General features: G+C 44.4%; 17 protein-coding genes. 6 read left to right on the plus strand and 11 right to left on the minus strand.

The genetic code is table 11. The annotated features are described in order from the left end of the window. Positions 1 to 19 precede the first annotated feature (19 nt). Complete coding sequence (locus R2X38_RS14675) at positions 20 to 373, minus strand: DUF2750 domain-containing protein (RefSeq protein WP_317523042.1); 354 nt, start codon at positions 371 to 373, stop codon at positions 20 to 22. Positions 374 to 604: 231 nt separating this feature from the next. Here R2X38_RS14675 and R2X38_RS14680 point away from each other — a divergent pair, with 231 nt between their 5' ends. From R2X38_RS14680 to R2X38_RS14695, 4 genes are all read left to right on the plus strand, one after another. After that, positions 605 to 1201, plus strand: a complete 597-nt coding sequence (locus R2X38_RS14680) for a class I SAM-dependent methyltransferase (RefSeq protein WP_317523043.1) — start codon at positions 605 to 607, stop codon at positions 1199 to 1201. 201 nt (positions 1202 to 1402) lie between these two features. Beyond that, a complete protein-coding gene (gene rarD / locus R2X38_RS14685) occupies positions 1403 to 2299 on the plus strand; it encodes an EamA family transporter RarD (protein WP_317523044.1) in 897 nt (298 codons plus the stop codon). A 135-nt stretch (positions 2300 to 2434) separates the two neighbouring features. Then, positions 2435 to 2833, plus strand: coding sequence for a globin (locus R2X38_RS14690; RefSeq protein WP_317523045.1), 399 nt, complete (start codon positions 2435 to 2437; stop codon positions 2831 to 2833). Between the two features lie 9 nt (positions 2834 to 2842). Next, positions 2843 to 3682, plus strand: a complete 840-nt coding sequence (locus tag R2X38_RS14695) for a hypothetical protein (protein WP_317523047.1) — start codon at positions 2843 to 2845, stop codon at positions 3680 to 3682. Between the two features lie 27 nt (positions 3683 to 3709). On the opposite strand, the gene R2X38_RS14700 is transcribed toward R2X38_RS14695, so the two are convergent. The 4 genes from R2X38_RS14700 to nrdD all read right to left on the minus strand — a co-directional run bounded on the left by R2X38_RS14700 (position 3710) and on the right by nrdD (position 9308). Continuing rightward, positions 3710 to 3973 carry a DUF2960 domain-containing protein gene (locus tag R2X38_RS14700; RefSeq protein ID WP_317523048.1) on the minus strand — a complete coding sequence of 88 codons (264 nt, stop codon included), beginning with the start codon at positions 3971 to 3973 and terminating at the stop codon, positions 3710 to 3712. Positions 3974 to 4006: 33 nt separating this feature from the next. Next, complete coding sequence (locus R2X38_RS14705) at positions 4007 to 6070, minus strand: EAL domain-containing protein (protein ID WP_317523049.1); 2064 nt, start codon at positions 6068 to 6070, stop codon at positions 4007 to 4009. A 576-nt stretch (positions 6071 to 6646) separates the two neighbouring features. Next, positions 6647 to 7120 carry an anaerobic ribonucleoside-triphosphate reductase-activating protein gene (gene nrdG / locus R2X38_RS14710; protein WP_317523050.1) on the minus strand — a complete coding sequence of 158 codons (474 nt, stop codon included), beginning with the start codon at positions 7118 to 7120 and terminating at the stop codon, positions 6647 to 6649. A gap of 67 nt (positions 7121 to 7187) precedes the next feature. Continuing rightward, positions 7188 to 9308: an anaerobic ribonucleoside-triphosphate reductase gene (gene nrdD / locus R2X38_RS14715; RefSeq protein ID WP_317523051.1), complete on the minus strand. Its 2121-nt coding sequence runs from the start codon at positions 9306 to 9308 to the stop codon at positions 7188 to 7190. 377 nt (positions 9309 to 9685) lie between these two features. Between nrdD and R2X38_RS14720 the strand changes: the two genes are divergently transcribed. After that, the gene (locus R2X38_RS14720; protein ID WP_317523052.1) at positions 9686 to 11125 is read left to right on the plus strand and encodes a lytic transglycosylase F; all 1440 of its coding nucleotides are present in this window, start codon (positions 9686 to 9688) and stop codon (positions 11123 to 11125) included. A gap of 202 nt (positions 11126 to 11327) precedes the next feature. Further along, positions 11328 to 11453, plus strand: coding sequence for a hypothetical protein (locus R2X38_RS14725; protein ID WP_317523053.1), 126 nt, complete (start codon positions 11328 to 11330; stop codon positions 11451 to 11453). Positions 11454 to 11557: 104 nt separating this feature from the next. Here the strand turns inward: R2X38_RS14725 and R2X38_RS14730 are convergent, their stop codons facing one another. The 6 genes from R2X38_RS14730 to R2X38_RS14755 form a co-directional block, all read right to left on the minus strand. Then, positions 11558 to 12061: a GNAT family N-acetyltransferase gene (locus R2X38_RS14730; protein ID WP_317523054.1), complete on the minus strand. Its 504-nt coding sequence runs from the start codon at positions 12059 to 12061 to the stop codon at positions 11558 to 11560. A gap of 27 nt (positions 12062 to 12088) precedes the next feature. Continuing rightward, entirely contained in the window at positions 12089 to 12304 is a 216-nt protein-coding gene (locus tag R2X38_RS14735; RefSeq protein ID WP_039469726.1) for a DUF3820 family protein, read from the minus strand. Positions 12305 to 12347: 43 nt separating this feature from the next. Beyond that, complete coding sequence (locus tag R2X38_RS14740) at positions 12348 to 12965, minus strand: fumarylacetoacetate hydrolase family protein (RefSeq protein WP_411185259.1); 618 nt, start codon at positions 12963 to 12965, stop codon at positions 12348 to 12350. Positions 12966 to 13112: 147 nt separating this feature from the next. After that, positions 13113 to 13712, minus strand: a complete 600-nt coding sequence (locus R2X38_RS14745; protein ID WP_317523056.1) for a YceI family protein — start codon at positions 13710 to 13712, stop codon at positions 13113 to 13115. Between the two features lie 59 nt (positions 13713 to 13771). Further along, positions 13772 to 15727 carry an alkaline phosphatase D family protein gene (locus tag R2X38_RS14750; RefSeq protein WP_317523058.1) on the minus strand — a complete coding sequence of 652 codons (1956 nt, stop codon included), beginning with the start codon at positions 15725 to 15727 and terminating at the stop codon, positions 13772 to 13774. Positions 15728 to 15827: 100 nt separating this feature from the next. Continuing rightward, positions 15828 to 16700 carry a LysR family transcriptional regulator gene (locus R2X38_RS14755; RefSeq protein WP_317523261.1) on the minus strand — a complete coding sequence of 291 codons (873 nt, stop codon included), beginning with the start codon at positions 16698 to 16700 and terminating at the stop codon, positions 15828 to 15830. Between the last annotated feature and the right edge of the window lie 120 nt (positions 16701 to 16820).

The following is a 16820-nucleotide window of genomic DNA, read 5'->3' on the forward strand; positions in this document are numbered from 1 at the left end:
CTTGTTGAATGGGATGTACTTATAGGTACATTTTCGCCACATCAGAAGGCTCAGCTTCAGAACCTTCAAGTTGATCAGTCCAGTTCAAGCCAACCAATACACCGTCTTCAGCCAGTGTAATCATCCAATCTTCAACAAACACATCTAGCGGGATCATCACTGCAGTAAACTCAGCCCACTCATCAACACAATGAACGGCTGCGTCTGCTTCGTTAGACCAGAAAGGCATTACTTCAGATTCTTCGAACTCGCTAGAGTCAACAGAAAGCCAGTCACCCTCTTCGTTACAAAGACCCCATACCTGCTGAGTATCTTTGGTTTCTTCAACAAACAGATCGCAATTTGCCTTAATGTCTGTGGTTAACTTAGTCATTCTATTCTCTCTTATATATGTTTATATCCAAGTAACTCGGATACAGCATCAGTAACTTGATGTGAGCTAATAATACCAGAGATTCATGGCAGAAGATGTACAATTTATCGTGATATCTGCTGCTTACCTCATCAGATTATTATCTCTTCAACCTGTGCATCGATAAGGTAGCTATACTTGTTTAGATCACCGGAACAATAATACTTAACGGGCAGTTTTAGAGGATATCGCATGGCAACCGTTGACTGGCTTTCTAACCTGAGTAATCAGGCTCTTCTGAATCCGCGATCTCACCTTATTGAAGCCCACGAGTACATCGGCGAGCGCGGTGACAGAAAAGTTGCAGTTGATTGTGCTTGCGGTAACGGCAGAGATACTCTTTATCTATTGGAGCAAGGCTACCATGTCTATGCCTTTGACAATGATCGCCCTAGACTAAAAGCCTTATCGGAACACCCGCTAATAGGGGTTCACCCCAATTTGGACATCCAAATTAGTAGTTTTGCCGAATATGAGTTCCCACGGGCGAACCTAATCAATGCCAGTGCCTGTCTTTTCTTTTGCACCCCCCATGACTTCAACACACTGTGGACCAATATCTCCAGCAGCTTAAAGAAAAGCGGGATTTTTTGTGGCCACTTCTTAGGTAAAGAGGCCCTAGAGCCCAATGAGAATTTACCGATTCTTACCCATAGCCAGTTTGAATTAGAGCAACTGTTCGCGGACTTTTACATTATTTCCTGGAAGAAGAAACAAGAATACTCCGCTAACCTAACCGGGAAAAAGCGCCTATGGCTTATCCACACCATCATTGCGATGAAGAAATAACACCCAATACATCACCTCACTAAATGTATTTAAAAAACTAGCGCTATATGTTCATTTTTTGTTCTTGTTTAGAGAAATACATGACAAAATAGAACGTCCCCAGCAGGTTTAACCTGCTTTTCACCGAATCACATTCAATCAAATCCTTGAATGAGTGTGATTGGGGTTTTGTCTTTCATGTACTTATGTAGGTTTGCTGCTATGCACACTCAACGTGCCGGAAATGCACTTGCTGCATTTTCTTTTGTGCTTTGGGGGATCCTCCCTCTTTACTATCAGTTTCTGCCGAAAGCAGATATCAATGATTTGCTGGCATTGAGGATTGTTTTTTCAATCCCGTTTATGTTGCTCGTCATGTTGCTATTACGCCGACCGATGCCGAAACTCACACAAGTTTGGCAGGACAAGCGTTCTCTGATCATGGCTGGCCTGGCCGGGATAATCATGTGTGTATCTTGGTATGCTTTCACTTGGGCTATGACCCATGATCAAGTGCTTGCTGCCAGCTTGGGCTTTTTTATCAACCCCCTGTTTGCCATTGCCCTAGGCGTTCTATTTCTCAAAGAGAAACTCAGCAAAGCACAATCGGCAGCGGTTGTATTAGGCATCGTAGGCATTGGCTACCAAGTTTGGCACTACGGTGAACTGCCGTGGATCTCACTGATTATGGGCAGTTTTTTTGCCATTTATGGGCTGTGTAAAAAACACATCCGCTACGATGCACTCACATCCGTAACTCTTGAGGCAGTGATCCTAGCGCCGTTTGCCCTGATGTACTTGGGGTATACCTATGCCAATGACACCTCAACGGCATTGTCAGCAGACTTTAGCACCCTGCTACTCTATATCGGCTCGGCACCTGTAACACTTGCGCCTTTGATATTCTTCGCGCTGGCTATCAGCCGTACTAGCTTAACAATGGTTGGATTGATGCAATACATCGAGCCGACGCTACAATTTTTACTTGCTGTATTTCTGTTTGGTGAAGTCTTCGATCAAGTCAAAACGATCAGCTTCAGCTTTATTTGGTTAGGTTTACTACTGTGCAGCCTTGAAGCGCTAAGTGGCTTGGCCTTAAGGCGACTCAGAACATCGTAATAGCTCATTAGCTACTAAGCCACTGTTCGCTATCAATGATAACTTTCAGTGGCTTACCTATTTATGTCCAGTGTTGCATACTTGTTTTTTATTGCCATAATATGTGTATGGCTTTAAACAGAGGCTCGCTGCGGTATGGATACCCACGAAATCTTTAATGACAGTTACGAGCGTTGTCAACGTAACAAACAGTTCTACCACATTTTCTACCACCATTTCTGGCAACAAGACCAACGTTTCAAAGACATGTTCGATGGCGTCGATATGGAACGACAAATTAGTATGCTCAAGCTCTCAATTTCTATGATCATGCTGGCATCTACCTCTGATCAGGCAAGGGAAGTTGTTCGTCGCTATGGGAAAGCTCATGGACCAAATGGAGTCGGGGTTAAACCCGAAGATTTTGAGTTATGGCTAGAATCTCTAATTGAAACTGTCCAGCTTTGCGATCCGAAATTCAATGATGAGATTGCCTTGGCATGGAGAAACTGCTTCAAAGCAGGTATCGCTATAATGAAAGAGGAATGTATATAGAGAAATGTGATGCCTTCAAACTTTCAGTCTGATGACACCTCACCCCAGCAAGACAAGAAGCCAGCGGCAAAGGAGCGTTCGCTATTTGACTGGCGGTATGTCCTTCTTATCGCAATTGCTTTGATCCTTGGCGCATTGGCGGTCTATTTCTCACCGATTAAACAAAGCCGTAATTTCTATGACTATGCCGACCAGCGGCTGTTATTGGGTATTCCTCATTTTTGGAATGTCATCAGCAATGTGGGTTTTCTCATCGTCGGGGTCATGGGTTTAATAGAGAACAAGCGCCAATCACTCGCGATTAAACCCTCCATGTCTTTTGCCTATCAACTCTTTTTTATCAGCCTTATCGGTGCTTTTTTAGGCTCTAGCATTTATCATTTAGCTCCGGGCGCCTTCACCTTGATGATAGATAGGATCCCTATCACTATTGGCTTCATCAGCTTATACTGCATCATTCTCGCTGAATACCTATCACCGAAACTTGGTAGAGCGATGCTAGTGCCAACACTAGCATATGGGGTGATTTCGGTAATTTATTGGTATATGACGGATGTCATCACCGGACGTGGTGATATGGCCCCTTATGTACTGGTTCAGCTCTTGCCTATTATTCACATCCCACTCATTGTGTGGCTCTATCCCAACAAGCAAAACCCGACTCGATACTACCTTTACGCTCTGGGTTTATATGTACTGTGTAAATGGGCTGAATCAAACGATGATGAGATCTATGAACTTACTTCGCAGGTTAGTGGGCACTGCATCAAGCATATCCTGGCGGCTATAGCTGGCTATTACGTCTACCTTGGCTGGAAAAGTACGGCGACAAAAAAGCCCTGCGGCTAGCAGGGCTTCTGGGTGCAGCTTAACGGCTTACTTCTTACCGACACCACGATTTTCTTTTTGCATCAATGCAATCTTGCCAAAGCCAAGCTTGCGGAAGTGGCTATCACGGAAATCCCTCACCGCCTTACTACCGGAAGATACAGCTTCAACCTGCTGCTCCATTTTAAGGTATTCAGTCAAATCAATGCCTTCTGCTGCTGCAACCGCCTCATGAATCGTATGATACTGAGAGTAAGAAAACGTGATTGTTTTCTCTTCTTTCTTGTAGGTATAAATAATAGTGCGTGACATAACGCCTCCAACAGCAAAATCAAGACAGGGAATTTACCCTACTTCAATTTCAGAAGAAACCTTTTTTCCAGTTTGGCTAGAACGTGTCGGCACAATATGTTCAACCATGATCTGCGTTTTAGTCATTGGTCGGTAAAAAAAGAATCCCTGTACGTACTGCACGCCTTTTTCTTGGATAAAGTCTAGCTCTTTAGCTGTCTCAACACCTTCTACGACAATCTTGGCCTGTGTAATGTGGCCCAGTTGGACAACAACATCAAACAAACTGCGACCGCGCTCTGAATCAAGGTTTTCAACCAGTGAGCGATCAATTTTAATCTTATCAAAGTCAAATCGAGAGAGATAAGCCAATGACGAATATCCAGTACCAAAATCGTCCAAGGCGACAGATACTCCAAGAGCCTTGATATCTTGAATAACCTTCGCAGTGCGCACTTCATCTTGAATAAGCATCTCTTCAGTCACTTCAATTTCAACTTGGTTATAGTCCAAATGACTACTGTCAATGACCTGCTTAAGAGACTGAACAAACCCTCTCTTTAGTATTGTATCTGCCGACACATTGACCGAAATGGTAAAGTTAGGGGTATGCACCATTTCAGATGCGTCGGAAATGGCCCTTTCAAGCACCCAAAAATCCACATCGGAAAGCAGGCCTAGCTGGCCAAAAGATTTCAAAAAAGTCGGTCCCTTAACCCTCCCCTTAACATCTTCATGTCGAATCAAAGCTTCAAGAGCAACAACTTCTGCACTGTGAATATCCACTTGCGGCTGATAGTGCAACACAAATGAACCACTATTCTGAAGCTGCTCCACCTCACGTTGGGCATTCATGTTGTCCTGTATAGAAGGAATAAAGCTGTTCAGCTTCGACTTTACAGGAACTTCATCGTCCTTAAAGACATGGGTCCGGAACATAGAGGAGACATCTACCCCTAGAGAACGTTTGTCCATCACTTTAAAGAAAGGGTAATAGATCGCAACACCCAGCAAAATAAGAAACAGCTGAAAAGCAGCTACCGAGACAGCGCCACCTGAAGACACATATCCGCTGATTATTGGCGGGATCAACCAGCTATGCACTTCGCTCAAAGGAGGAATAAGCCCTGCAGCGATTGCCCCATAGGCAAGCATGAAGCTGATGAGCGGTACGCACAGGAATGGGACTATCATTATCGGATTAAAAATCACCGGAATACCGAACAATATTGGTTCGTTGATATTGAAAATGGTCAGAATCAACGCAGCCTTCGCTAGCAGGCGATATCCTTTACCTTTTGCAAAAAAGAGCATGCAGATTACCAAACTTATCGTGTTACCACTTCCCCCCATACCGGTGAAAAAGTCATAGAAGTTAGTGCTGATTATGTTGAGGTCAGTCCCAAAGTTTTTCCAGTCTGCCATATTAGCTATACTGATATCGTATAACTCAGTCTTGTACATATGTAGAATATTATGACCGTTTACACCAACACTCCATAACAGCCCACGAATAAATTCATATAACAGCCCATCATAAAATGATGTTGGATCTAGTTTAGGAAAGACTATTTCCGGCTCAATAAATTGAGTAAAGATAAAGGATAATAAGTGTGAACCAATAATTAGTATTGCCAATGTAAATACACACGTAACAATCATCTGAATAGATGCATCAACAGTACTGATAAACTTGTCAAAGTTGAATAAACGTAGCTTATTTACTTTCGCAATAATGATACAGGAAGCATATGCACTCAGTAAGGAGAGAGCGAAATTATTAGGTAACGCTATTACTGGTGAAATAAGATCCCATTGCTGTGAAATAATGAAAAAGGAGGCAAGCGCACATGATATCGGCGCAGCCTTAGGTAACCTGAGTATCGACGCGTAGTATGTTGCCAGAAAGATATTCAGCAACAGTGGGAACATATGTCCTGTCATCTCTCCCACATAACCCAGTGTCACACTGACGCTGTCGTAACCCAATCTCCCCGAAAATATGGACAGTAAGTTAAAAAACGCTGCTATTAATGAGACCGGCAATGCCATGATGAAGACATTGCTAATAGCAACTAAAAAGGGATTAGTAGATAACTTTGAAAGTAAAAGAGGCAATGTACACTATCCAATTTCTAAAACACTAAGTCACTTACACCTAGTAATAAAGGCACCATAGCAACTTGATTAGCTGTTAATTTTAATCATATCAAATTAGATTTATAAGCACACTACAATTACGTTTTATATAGCTGATTGTCATATCTTATAGTTGGGAGATATTCTATAAACCACGAAATAAATCAGAAGAAAGAATAATTGAAATTTTATTCATCAACATTGATTATACCTTCATAAAATGAGAAATTCCTGAAAGTTATTCAATCGATACTTCCTTAGGAAAATAAACAAGAGAATATATACTTTGATTCATAATCAATGTTGAAGCTAATTTAATTTTATGAAAGAAAACAAAGAATTATTTACTAGAGATTACATCAGGTATCGAAATGTCATGCTTAAAAGTCATTCCCTTATTCATCGACATCATCTATTCAAACTGTTTTCCCAGAGTTATGCACAGAAACAGTGGATAACCCTCTGATTTAAACAAAAGTTTAACAAAAGAGGGCTCTTTAGAGCAAACTTGGCCTATGTAGAGTCAGAATTACAACTTAACTCCGATCATTTTGCTTACTTTGGGTCTTTAAGGTAGTGGATAACTTGATTACTACTACCCCGCCAAATCAACTCAGGGTCATGCAGTTCAGTTTCAAATTTACCATCAACCACAACATCAACATATTCAAGCACTGCCTTCTGTTGGTCATCAAGTTCTTCTAGTCGGTAGCCACTCCACAACCAAATATCCTTACCCGGGCATTCTGCATGTACACGTTGAACCAATTGCAAAATAGCGGGAACATTCGCTGGATGAAGTGGGTCTCCTCCGGACAAAGACAAGCCTCGGCGCTTTATGCGGCTGTCATTAAGATCTGCAATGATTTGGTCTTCCATCTCCTGAGTATAAACATGCCCTGCATCAATACGCCATGTACTCTGGTTGTAACAACCACGGCATTGATGCACACACCCTGACACAAACAAGGTACAACGCGTGCCAGGACCATTGACTACATCAACAGGATAATAGTTGTGGTAATTCATTGCAGCTCCAAACAAAAAGTGCCGATAACTCGGCACTTGATTCAATATGAGGTGTTTAAACCAGTAATTACATGTGTTTTACGCGGCGTTTAACTTCTTCTTGTTTACCGAAGTTAAATGGACGGGCATCCGGGCTGCCTAGGTAACCACATACTCGGCGGGTAACCGACACTTTGGATGGCTCATGGTTGCCACATTTAGGACACGTAAAGCCTTTGCTGGTACAGTCGAACTCACCGGTAAACCCACACTCGTAACACTCATCAATCGGTGTGTTTGTCCCATAGTATGGCACACGGGTGTAGCTGTAATCCCAAACGTTTTCTAACGCTTCTACGTTGTGCTGAATATTCGGGTATTCGCCGTAACAGATAAATCCACCATTTGCGATTTCAGGATATGGCATCTCGAAATCAATCTTGTCGTAAGGGTTTACCTTCTTCTCTACATCTAGGTGGAAGCTGTTGGTGTAGTAACCTTTATCGGTAACGCCATCTACCACACCAAACTCTTTGGTGTCGATAGAACAGAAGCGGCTACACAAGTTTTCACTTGGTGTGCTGTAAAGGCTAAAGCCGTAACCTGTTTCGTTTTTCCAGCTGTCTGTTGCTGCTTTCAGGCGCTCAACGATAGCAATCGCTTTTTGGCGAAGTTCTTCACTATCGTAAACATGCGTTTCTGTGCCGTACAATGCATTAATAGTTTCATGGATACCAATGTAGCCCAGTGAAATCGAAGCGCGGCCATTTTTGAAGATCTCAGACACATTGTCATCTGGTTGCAAACGCACACCACACGCACCTTCCATATACAGGATAGGTGCAACACGTGCTTTCACACCTTCAAGACGGCTAATACGGGATTCCAAAGCACGGCGCGCAAGGCCAAGCTTTTCATCCAGCAATGCAAAGAACTTCGCTTCATCGCCTTTAGCTTGCAAAGCGATACGCGGCAAGTTGAGGCTGACTACACCTAGGTTGTTACGACCTTCATGGATCAGTTCGCCATTTTCTTCATAGGCACCCAAGAAGCTACGGCAACCCATAGGGGTTTTGAACGAACCTGTTACTTCAACCACTTTGTCGTAGTTCAAGATATCCGGGTACATACGCTTAGATGCACACTCTAGTGCTAGCTGCTTGATATCATAGTTAGCATCACCCTGCTTATGGTTCAAGCCATCACGAATAGCAAACACAAGTTTAGGGAAGACAGCTGTTTTACGGTTTTTACCCAAGCCTGCGATACGGTTCTTCAGGATCGACGATTGGATCATGCGCGATTCCCATGAAGTTCCCAAGCCGAAACCGAAGGTCACGAACGGTGTTTGGCCGTTTGCGGTGTGAAGGGTGTTTACTTCGTATTCAAGAGACTGGAATGCGTCGTAACACTCTTTCTCAGTACGCGCCTTTGCGAATTCCTCTGGCTGAGGAATATCCCACTCTTTCGCTACTTTGAGGTGTTTTTCGTAGCTCACAGTGACGTACGGTGCCAGCACTTCATCGATACGGTTAATTGTTGTACCACCGTAAATATGGCTAGCAACCTGGGCGATGATCTGAGCGGTCACGGCAGTTGCTGTAGAAATCGATTTAGGCGTATCGATCTCTGCATTACCCATTTTAAAGCCATGGGTCAGCATGCCATTAAGGTCAATCAACATGCAGTTGAACATAGGGAAGAATGGTGAATAGTCCAGATCGTGGAAATGGATGTCACCGTCTTCATGTGCCTTCACAATATCACGAGGCAGCAAGTGCTGCTTAGCGTAGTGTTTAGCAACAATACCCGCCAGCAGGTCACGCTGGGTTGGGATAACCTTGCTGTCTTTATTCGCGTTTTCGTTAAGCAAAGACGCATTGCTTTGCTCAATCAAACCACGAATTTCGTTATTGAGGTGACTTTTCTTCTCACGGGCAATATCACGATCGTGGCGGTACTCGATATATGCACGCGCAACCGCTTTGTGTGGACCCATCATCAGATGATTTTCAACCGCGTCTTGAATGGCGTGGATCTCGACCTGATCCTGGTCAGCAAACTGAGAAAGTACTAGCTCAGCAACAGACTCAGCATAAGTGGCATCCATTGCCTCTACAGATTCGGCAGCGCTTAATACCGCTTCTTTAATACGCTTGGTATTAAACGGTACAAGGCAACCATCACGCTTAATCACAACAGGGTTCACACAAGGCTCCTAAAAATGACAGTGTCACGAAAACCACTAAATATAGGGCTAACTAAATTGACCAATACAAGATGTGGTGTATTAAGCGAGAATTCAGGAATGGAAACATTGATCTATGTCAGTATTTTACCAAGAGCGTACACCTATCGACCGATGTTTTCGGTGACCTCTCAAATTGGACATTTTCACTCGTTGCATTGCAAAAATGTCAACCCATTTATTTTCCCTCGATGCTGAAAACACTAAAAAAATCACTTGAATTAATTTTAGAGTTTAAGTTCAAATTTAGATCACAATTCGAGCTTAATTCGGGAGCATTTTGTCGGTTACCCTCTCGCACTCTATACTCAAAAGCATTATTGTGAAGAGTATTGCCTATGCGAACCGCATTGCCTTTCTTGTTCATGATTGGCGTACTGTTGTCTTCCGTCAGCGGCGCATTCCAAATCACCCCGCAGAAATACGAAAGATACACTGGTGATCTTCCTGTGATGGAAGAGAAGCGTGTGATTAGAGTTCTCGTTGCCGCAGATCTTGGGTTTTACTACCTGGATAGAGGTCAACCTAAAGGTCTCATTTCTGAGATGCTGTTACTGTTTGAAAAATTTGTCATAGAGAAAACCCAGCGTAAATTTCGCATACAAATCATCCCAGTAAACCGCGATCAACTCCTGCCTGCGTTAACTGCTGGAATTGGTGATCTGGTCACGGCAAACCTGACCATTACCCCAAGACGTATGAAGCTAGTGGACTTCAGCACCCCTATCCTCTCTGATATTCAAGAGTTGTTCATCACCCACTCAACTCGTAGCCCTATCACAAACATTAGGCAACTATCGAAAAAGAGTGTCTGGCTACGTGCCAGCTCCAGCTATTACCAAAGTATTCGCCGCATAAACAAACGACTTGAAAAACTCGGAAAAGAGCCTATGTTCGTCCATTTTCTTGAGGAAACACTTCAAGACTTTGAAATGTTACAGATGGTTCAGGAAGGCATCATTCCAATGACGGTGCTGGATTCTCACAAAGCAGAGTTTTGGGATCTCGTTACCGACGATTTACAGATCCACTACGAATACCCAATCCGCAAAAATGGGGCTATCGGCTGGAGCTTTCGCAAAAATAGCCCTGAATTTGAAGCATTAGTCGATGAGTTTGTAGAGAATAATCGACGCGGGACACTCAACGGTAACGTCTTGTTCAACCGCTACCTCAATGGTAAGCAGTGGTTCCAGAAAGTGATGAGCCAAGAAAACATTCAACATTTCAAAGAGCTGGAGGATAAGTTTATCCGTTACGGTAACATGTACGATATCGACTGGTTAATCATTGCTGCCCAGGCCTATCAGGAATCAGGATTTGATCAATCAAAGCGCTCACATGCCGGCGCTATCGGTATCATGCAAGTTCTACCACAAACGGCCAGTGAACCTTACATCAACATTCGCAACATCCAGAACATTGAAAACAATATCCATGCCGGGGTGAAATATATGGACTTCATCCGCGAGCAGTACGTAACGGACGACGATACCGATAAGCTCAACCAACTCTACTTCGCCCTTGCGAGCTACAATGCCGGGCCAAACCGGATAAGACGACTGAGAAAAGTCGCTGAAGAACGCGGCTATGACCCAACCAAGTGGTTCAACAATGTCGAAGTGATCGTCAAAGAGGAGGTCGGCATGGAGCCGATTACCTATGTGGGGAATATCAACCGCTACTTCACTATCTACAAACAAATATTTTCTTTACAGAATGCCGCCGGACAACGCATGGCGAGCCAAAACCGACTGCGTTTTAAGCTGTCTCGTTAGACTATTTCGTTCAGCCATCTCCCTGCTTAAAATTCATCCAAATAATAGCAAGGCGGGCTTGATGGTGAGATCAATGTCTCGCTTTCATCAATCTGTCATTTAACGCCTCTACTCTTGCCAGTACAACATTAAGTAATGGAAGTCCTCTTGAGGATAAACTGGCTATGGGCCTCTGCCATAGCGCTATACAAGGTGTGTAACTATGGATTTACTGAACAATACAACAATTGTCGTACCAACAGATGAAGAGCTATTGGCAAACTGCCCCGATAGCCTTAACTTAAATGATGAAGAAGGCGAGCTTGCCAATGAGATTATTGTGCTCTAGCTCTCGATGCTGCTGTCATCAAAGTGCTCCAAAAGAGCGAGTCTGTGACTTGCTCTTTTTGTATTAACATATAGAGGCAGGGATTTTCTTCAGCTTCGACTCGATTAACCGTTAGAGGCATAATCCGGCCTGATCCGCGACATCAGCACCATATCAATATACCTACCCGCCTTGAACGTACTCAGTCGCTTGATCCCTTCGGTTTCAAAGCCCACTTTTTGATACAGCGCACATGCCACTTCGTTATCCACATGGACTTCAAGCTCAAGACGGATCAAATTTAGCCAGTTGTCAGCTTGCTCAACAGCTTGCTCCATAAGGTATCGTCCTACCCCTTTACCGTGGCACGAAGGATGCACGGCTATCGCCAAGAAAGCCGCATGCCTATCCCTGACTTTGTTGGTCAAAAACAAGGTAACGTGACCAACGACCTTTTCATCGACTTCAGCGACCAGCGTGTAATTTTCAGGGTTATCAAACAACTGCTCTACCTTATCCGAGTTGATATACGGCAGTTGTGAAGTATTCGCCGTGACTTCCGGTAGGCGGTAAATCTCGAACAAATCAGCATTGTCCGTTTTCTCGTAGTGTCTAATCGATATTTCCACAAAATTCCTTTCTGCTTTGCTAACGTATTAATCCCGTCTCAATGGACGTATAACGCTCTCCAGCCCTTCAATTTTCATCTCGAGGGCTAATGCCATCAGTAAACCCAGTTCCCCCTCAGGAAAGCCTTTTTTCTGGAACCACAGCAAGTACTCTTCCGGCAGATCGATAATGACCCTTCCTGCATACTTACCAAACGGCATCTTCACATTAGCTAGCTTTACAATTTTTTCTTTATCAAACACGCTTAGGCTTTCTCTTTCGATATGACGTAGTTTATTCAACGTCTTACTTGGCAACCCATTGCGTTGAAACGATAACCTCTTCACCCGCCGTTACCTGAGCCTCAAACTGACTCCCGGCTTGTACTTTACCCACACCAGATGGTGTACCTGTCATCACAATATCACCATCATTAAGCGTCATGAAGGTTTGTACTTCTTGCAAAATCACATCAGGCGAATAAATCATCAGGGAGATATTTCCTTCCTGGATCACCTCACCATCAATATACAAACGTAAGCCTAGCTCTCCCAGCGCCTCTGAGGGCAAAGGGACAAACTCGCTAAACAGGGCTGAACCATCAAACGCTTTACTACGCTCCCAAGGAAGCCCTTTTTCTTTTAGCTTGCTTTGTACTCCACGCTTAGTGAGATCTAACCCCACAGCCACGGCATCAAAGCGGCCATTGCGAAAAAGAAAAGAAAGCTCAGCCTCGTAGTGAAGTTCATCACAGCGGTGGGAGGATGACAGTTCTTCAGCAATCGCCGAGTTAGGCTTGATGAAGAGTACCATCTCATCTGGGACTTCGTTGCCTAACTCATGAATATGGGCCACATAATTACGGCCAACACACACCACTTTATTTGGCACAACAACTTGTTTTTCGACGATAACTGTTTTCATTTCAATCCCTTTCAACATGTCCTTGAATTAGCAAAGTAACACCGATAAAAAAAGCCGACAATGGCCGGCTTTGAAAAAAGATGTACTACGGGTATTGGTTGTAGGTACAACCTACTGGGAATAAACTATCAACACTGAAGTGTTTGCCTACTCCGCAACAAACACCAAGTTTGCATTAACGGGTACTGTTAACAGAATCGAGTTGAGCTTTGCGATATCTCTGAGCTTACCAACCCCGGTATCAAGGCCGAAGGTGCCTGCCTGCACTTCAACTGGACTAATCGTCGACACCAACAAGCCGCCACCGTCTAGCCCTGTCACTTGAACTTTGGCCTTCAGCGCTTCTTCCTTGCCATGCAGATCGAGTTTAAACTCAACATCTTGCACCAGTGTTTGTCCGGCACTCAATCCACTAATAGCATCTCCATCCACTTTAGCTTCAACCGTAGTAAGCGGGTACTCTTCGGTATTAAAGAGCTCTTTCTTCATTCTCTCATCACGGATCTGGATCTTGGTATCTACACTGGTTAAGTCAATCGACAAAGATACATCACCACTATCAGAAATAGAGCCACTCAAGTTGCGAAAAACGTGTTGCTCCATCACGCTATCGTTTTTAACCGACGAGAACCCAACCGAGGAGTGAGTGCTGTCTAACTTCCAACCTGCCCATGCACTGCTAGCTCCTAGCATTAAGGCAACAGACATCCCCCCCACCACTAATTGCTTTTTCCAATTTTCCGCCATTGACTTCCCCTTCTCTTGTTATTTCTTTGAAATATCACTTAGAAATATAGGTCAGTAATTTACTTAGCGTTAATTGGAGGAAAGCTCACCCTCTGCCCTTCAGCCGTCAAGATAGCAATATCAACAGGCTTACCGTCGGCATCCAGCCTGACTTCTCCGATAGCACTGCGGTTGACCAGGCGATGATCCCCCGGCAAATCAGGATCACGCTTGAAGATTTTAAGGCGCTTGCGCTTGGTGAGCCAATTCAAAGGAGAACGAGGGCTATATAATATACGGTCCATGAAATCACAGAACCGCAGTAACGTGTTGGGAAACTCGTTTTTTAACCCACTTGAGGTGATCTGGTAAATGCTGGGAGCAGAGTTTCTAGAGCGCAGCTTGAGGTCGTAGGCGAACGAATAGTGGACATCGCCAGAGAGAATAACAAAGTTGGTTGGAGTTTTGGTATGGGTAAAAATACTGATCAAGGTATTGGCCGAGCCTGGGTGTGCCATCCAGTTTTCGGCGTCGATTAGCAATGGCTGTCCTAGCCATGTCATCCCGCGCTGTAGCGATTCTATAAACTTGACCCCGAACATCGGTGCGGCCGAAACCAGGATCACGGCGGGCTCGTTGAGCAAAGACATCTGCAGCTCGCAGAGGGCTTCCCAGTCCATTAAACCTGAGGGTTTGTTCATCTTGGACTCTGAGCGCCAGCGACGGGTACGGGTATCCAGTACCAGCATTTTAGGCGTGACATCGATGGTATAATGCCACTGTTCAAAGCGATAGAGATAATCAATCAAACTGTCTTGGCTATCACTGGTGGGAAGCTCGAAATAGGCATTTACATGGTTGTGAAACGTCTCGTCGAAGCTCTCCGGGGCATTTCCCCAACCCTGGCATAACCAATAGCTGATTAAACCGTTACCGATGATCCGCCGAGAGAAATGATTATGATAGGCTGCTTGCTCCCACCCCACAGTCAGATTCCAGTCGTCTGTTATGTCATGGTCATCAAAGATCATATAGGTTGGAATATGCGCCATCAACCGACGTACTTGTGATAATCCCTCAACAAACAGATCAATCTGGACTTTCTCTTCGGCCCATAGCGTCTGCCATTTCTCCTCTAGGGTATTGCCTTGCCACTGGAAGTGGTTGTTCTCCAGTCTTGCGTTATCGACCAACCTCCACAGCTCCGGCGACCATACCAACAAATACATGGCATTGAACTCACTCAGATTGATCAGGTGGTTACCCGCTTCTCGAGAGCTGAACACCGGCGACCTTCGCTTCAGCCAGTTTGCGACGAAGGGAATGCGCTCAAGAAGCTCGTTACCCCCTTCTAGATAATGGGGTAAAAGCTGCTCCCTGCCATAGAAATTATTAGCATGGCAAAACAGCTCCTGCGTGTTGTTGACCGGCGCCTTACCGAATTCCTCACCATAAAGCCCGAGTAACTCAATAACCTGCTCAATACTATCAAGCGTTGGGCCGGCAACATGATCGGCATAGATCTGATCACCACTCATCATTAGTAGTGATGGCCTCTCAAGAATATCTTGGCCTGCCACTTTAACATCAGCCGCGACTAAGCTGTCTTTGCTCGGATAATGCGGGTTTCGGCAAGAGCCGTGCATCACATAGTCGGCTTGGGTTTTGATGATAAAGGCCGGGCGAGATTCACCGTCATAAAGCAGATCAGGAATGAGTTCAGTGACTAAACCATGCTGTGTTTCAACCTGATATTCCAATGGTGTATCAGCAGGAAACTCACCGAAAAAAGTAACTTGGTAAACCCAAGCCCGCTCACCGATTTGGATATGTTTGCCCTGCGAAAGATCACCGGAATAAAGCTGTGCTTGGTCGGCTCGCTGATAAAGCACAAAGCGACCTTCAAGCGGACTTGAGACCGCAAACCACAACGTCAGCTCCTTGGGTGTTACCTTGCGCAATATTGGCCCCGCAAGGATAAGGGGTAATGGCTGAGAGTTAACTTGGGTCGTATTTGACGGTGATTCAACGGTCATAACTTGGCTTTACTCTACTTTTTTATATTTTGCTTTGTTATAAGTACGACATTAGCAGCAACAATTTGTTTAATAAAGATAACTAGAAATTGATACACAACTAAAATATTTTTGCCAACTCGTCATACATCCAATTCATCACTTGGCCGACTCCCTTGTCCCTGCGCTTAACTACCCCCATCTCAACCATTAGAGGCTCAGGGATTTCTTCACAGGATAACTCCACCAGTTCATCGACATACCATATTTCCTTCGCAACGTGCTCCGGAACTAATGCCCAGCCTATGCCACGAATCACCATGGAGGAAATCAAGTAATAGGAATCAATATGCCAGTAATTTGAAGAGATAGGTTTCGCCTTGCCTATCCCCATCCGATCGCGAATCACTAGCTGCCTGTACCGGGTTAGATCAGCAATTTCTGGGATAGAGATCTTTGCCAGGGGGTGTGCTCTTGACACAATCAAGGCATGTTTAAACTGGCCTATTGAAGTAAATTCCAAACTCTCAGGTAAGACATCTTGGTGAAACAGCACCCCAAGATCAGCCTTTTCAGCCTCCACCCACTGGGCAATGTCTTGCTGCGAGCCATTAATAATCGTCAGTTTCAGCAGTGGGTAGCGCTCTGACAGCAAAGCAAACAAACTCTCGAACGCGGTAATCGGCACTGCTTCATCGATTGCAATGGTAAACGTCGACTCCTCACCCGAAGATACGGTCATGGCTCTGGCCGATAATCGCTGGCACTGCGCAAGTACCGTCTGGGCTTCAATGTACATCTCTTCACCTGCGGGAGTTAATACCGGTAACCGGGCACTCCGATCAAACAACTCAAACCCTAAATCCAGTTCAAGATTGCTAATAGCGTTACTCACTCTAGATTGGGCTTTACCCAGGTGACGGGCTGCGGCTGAAAAAGACCCTTGTTGCACTGCACAAACAAAAGCGTCCAGTTGATCTATCGTCCAATTCACACTGTTCATCTCACTGTCATTCGATACTCTACCATTTTAACCCATCCGAAAAGCGGATAGATACTAACTTCAACCAATCTTTAAAATAGCGATAATAACTCCAAAGTCATAAAAGCCAGA

Source organism: Photobacterium rosenbergii (assembly GCF_033022775.1).
Lineage (GTDB): Bacteria > Pseudomonadota > Gammaproteobacteria > Enterobacterales > Vibrionaceae > Photobacterium > Photobacterium rosenbergii_A.

Coding starts and splice junctions, on each gene's coding strand:
- rarD (WP_317523044.1), top strand. CDS start 1,403: ATGCACACTCAACGTGCCGGAAATGCACTTGCTGCATTTTCTTTTGTG.
- R2X38_RS14675 (WP_317523042.1), bottom strand. CDS start 373: ATGACTAAGTTAACCACAGACATTAAGGCAAATTGCGATCTGTTTGTT.
- R2X38_RS14745 (WP_317523056.1), bottom strand. CDS start 13,712: ATGGCGGAAAATTGGAAAAAGCAATTAGTGGTGGGGGGGATGTCTGTT.
- nrdG (WP_317523050.1), bottom strand. CDS start 7,120: ATGAATTACCACAACTATTATCCTGTTGATGTAGTCAATGGTCCTGGC.
- R2X38_RS14680 (WP_317523043.1), top strand. CDS start 605: ATGGCAACCGTTGACTGGCTTTCTAACCTGAGTAATCAGGCTCTTCTG.
- R2X38_RS14695 (WP_317523047.1), top strand. CDS start 2,843: ATGCCTTCAAACTTTCAGTCTGATGACACCTCACCCCAGCAAGACAAG.
- R2X38_RS14750 (WP_317523058.1), bottom strand. CDS start 15,727: ATGACCGTTGAATCACCGTCAAATACGACCCAAGTTAACTCTCAGCCA.
- R2X38_RS14690 (WP_317523045.1), top strand. CDS start 2,435: ATGGATACCCACGAAATCTTTAATGACAGTTACGAGCGTTGTCAACGT.
- R2X38_RS14720 (WP_317523052.1), top strand. CDS start 9,686: ATGCGAACCGCATTGCCTTTCTTGTTCATGATTGGCGTACTGTTGTCT.
- R2X38_RS14740 (WP_411185259.1), bottom strand. CDS start 12,965: ATGAAAACAGTTATCGTCGAAAAACAAGTTGTTGTGCCAAATAAAGTG.
- R2X38_RS14700 (WP_317523048.1), bottom strand. CDS start 3,973: ATGTCACGCACTATTATTTATACCTACAAGAAAGAAGAGAAAACAATC.
- R2X38_RS14725 (WP_317523053.1), top strand. CDS start 11,328: ATGGATTTACTGAACAATACAACAATTGTCGTACCAACAGATGAAGAG.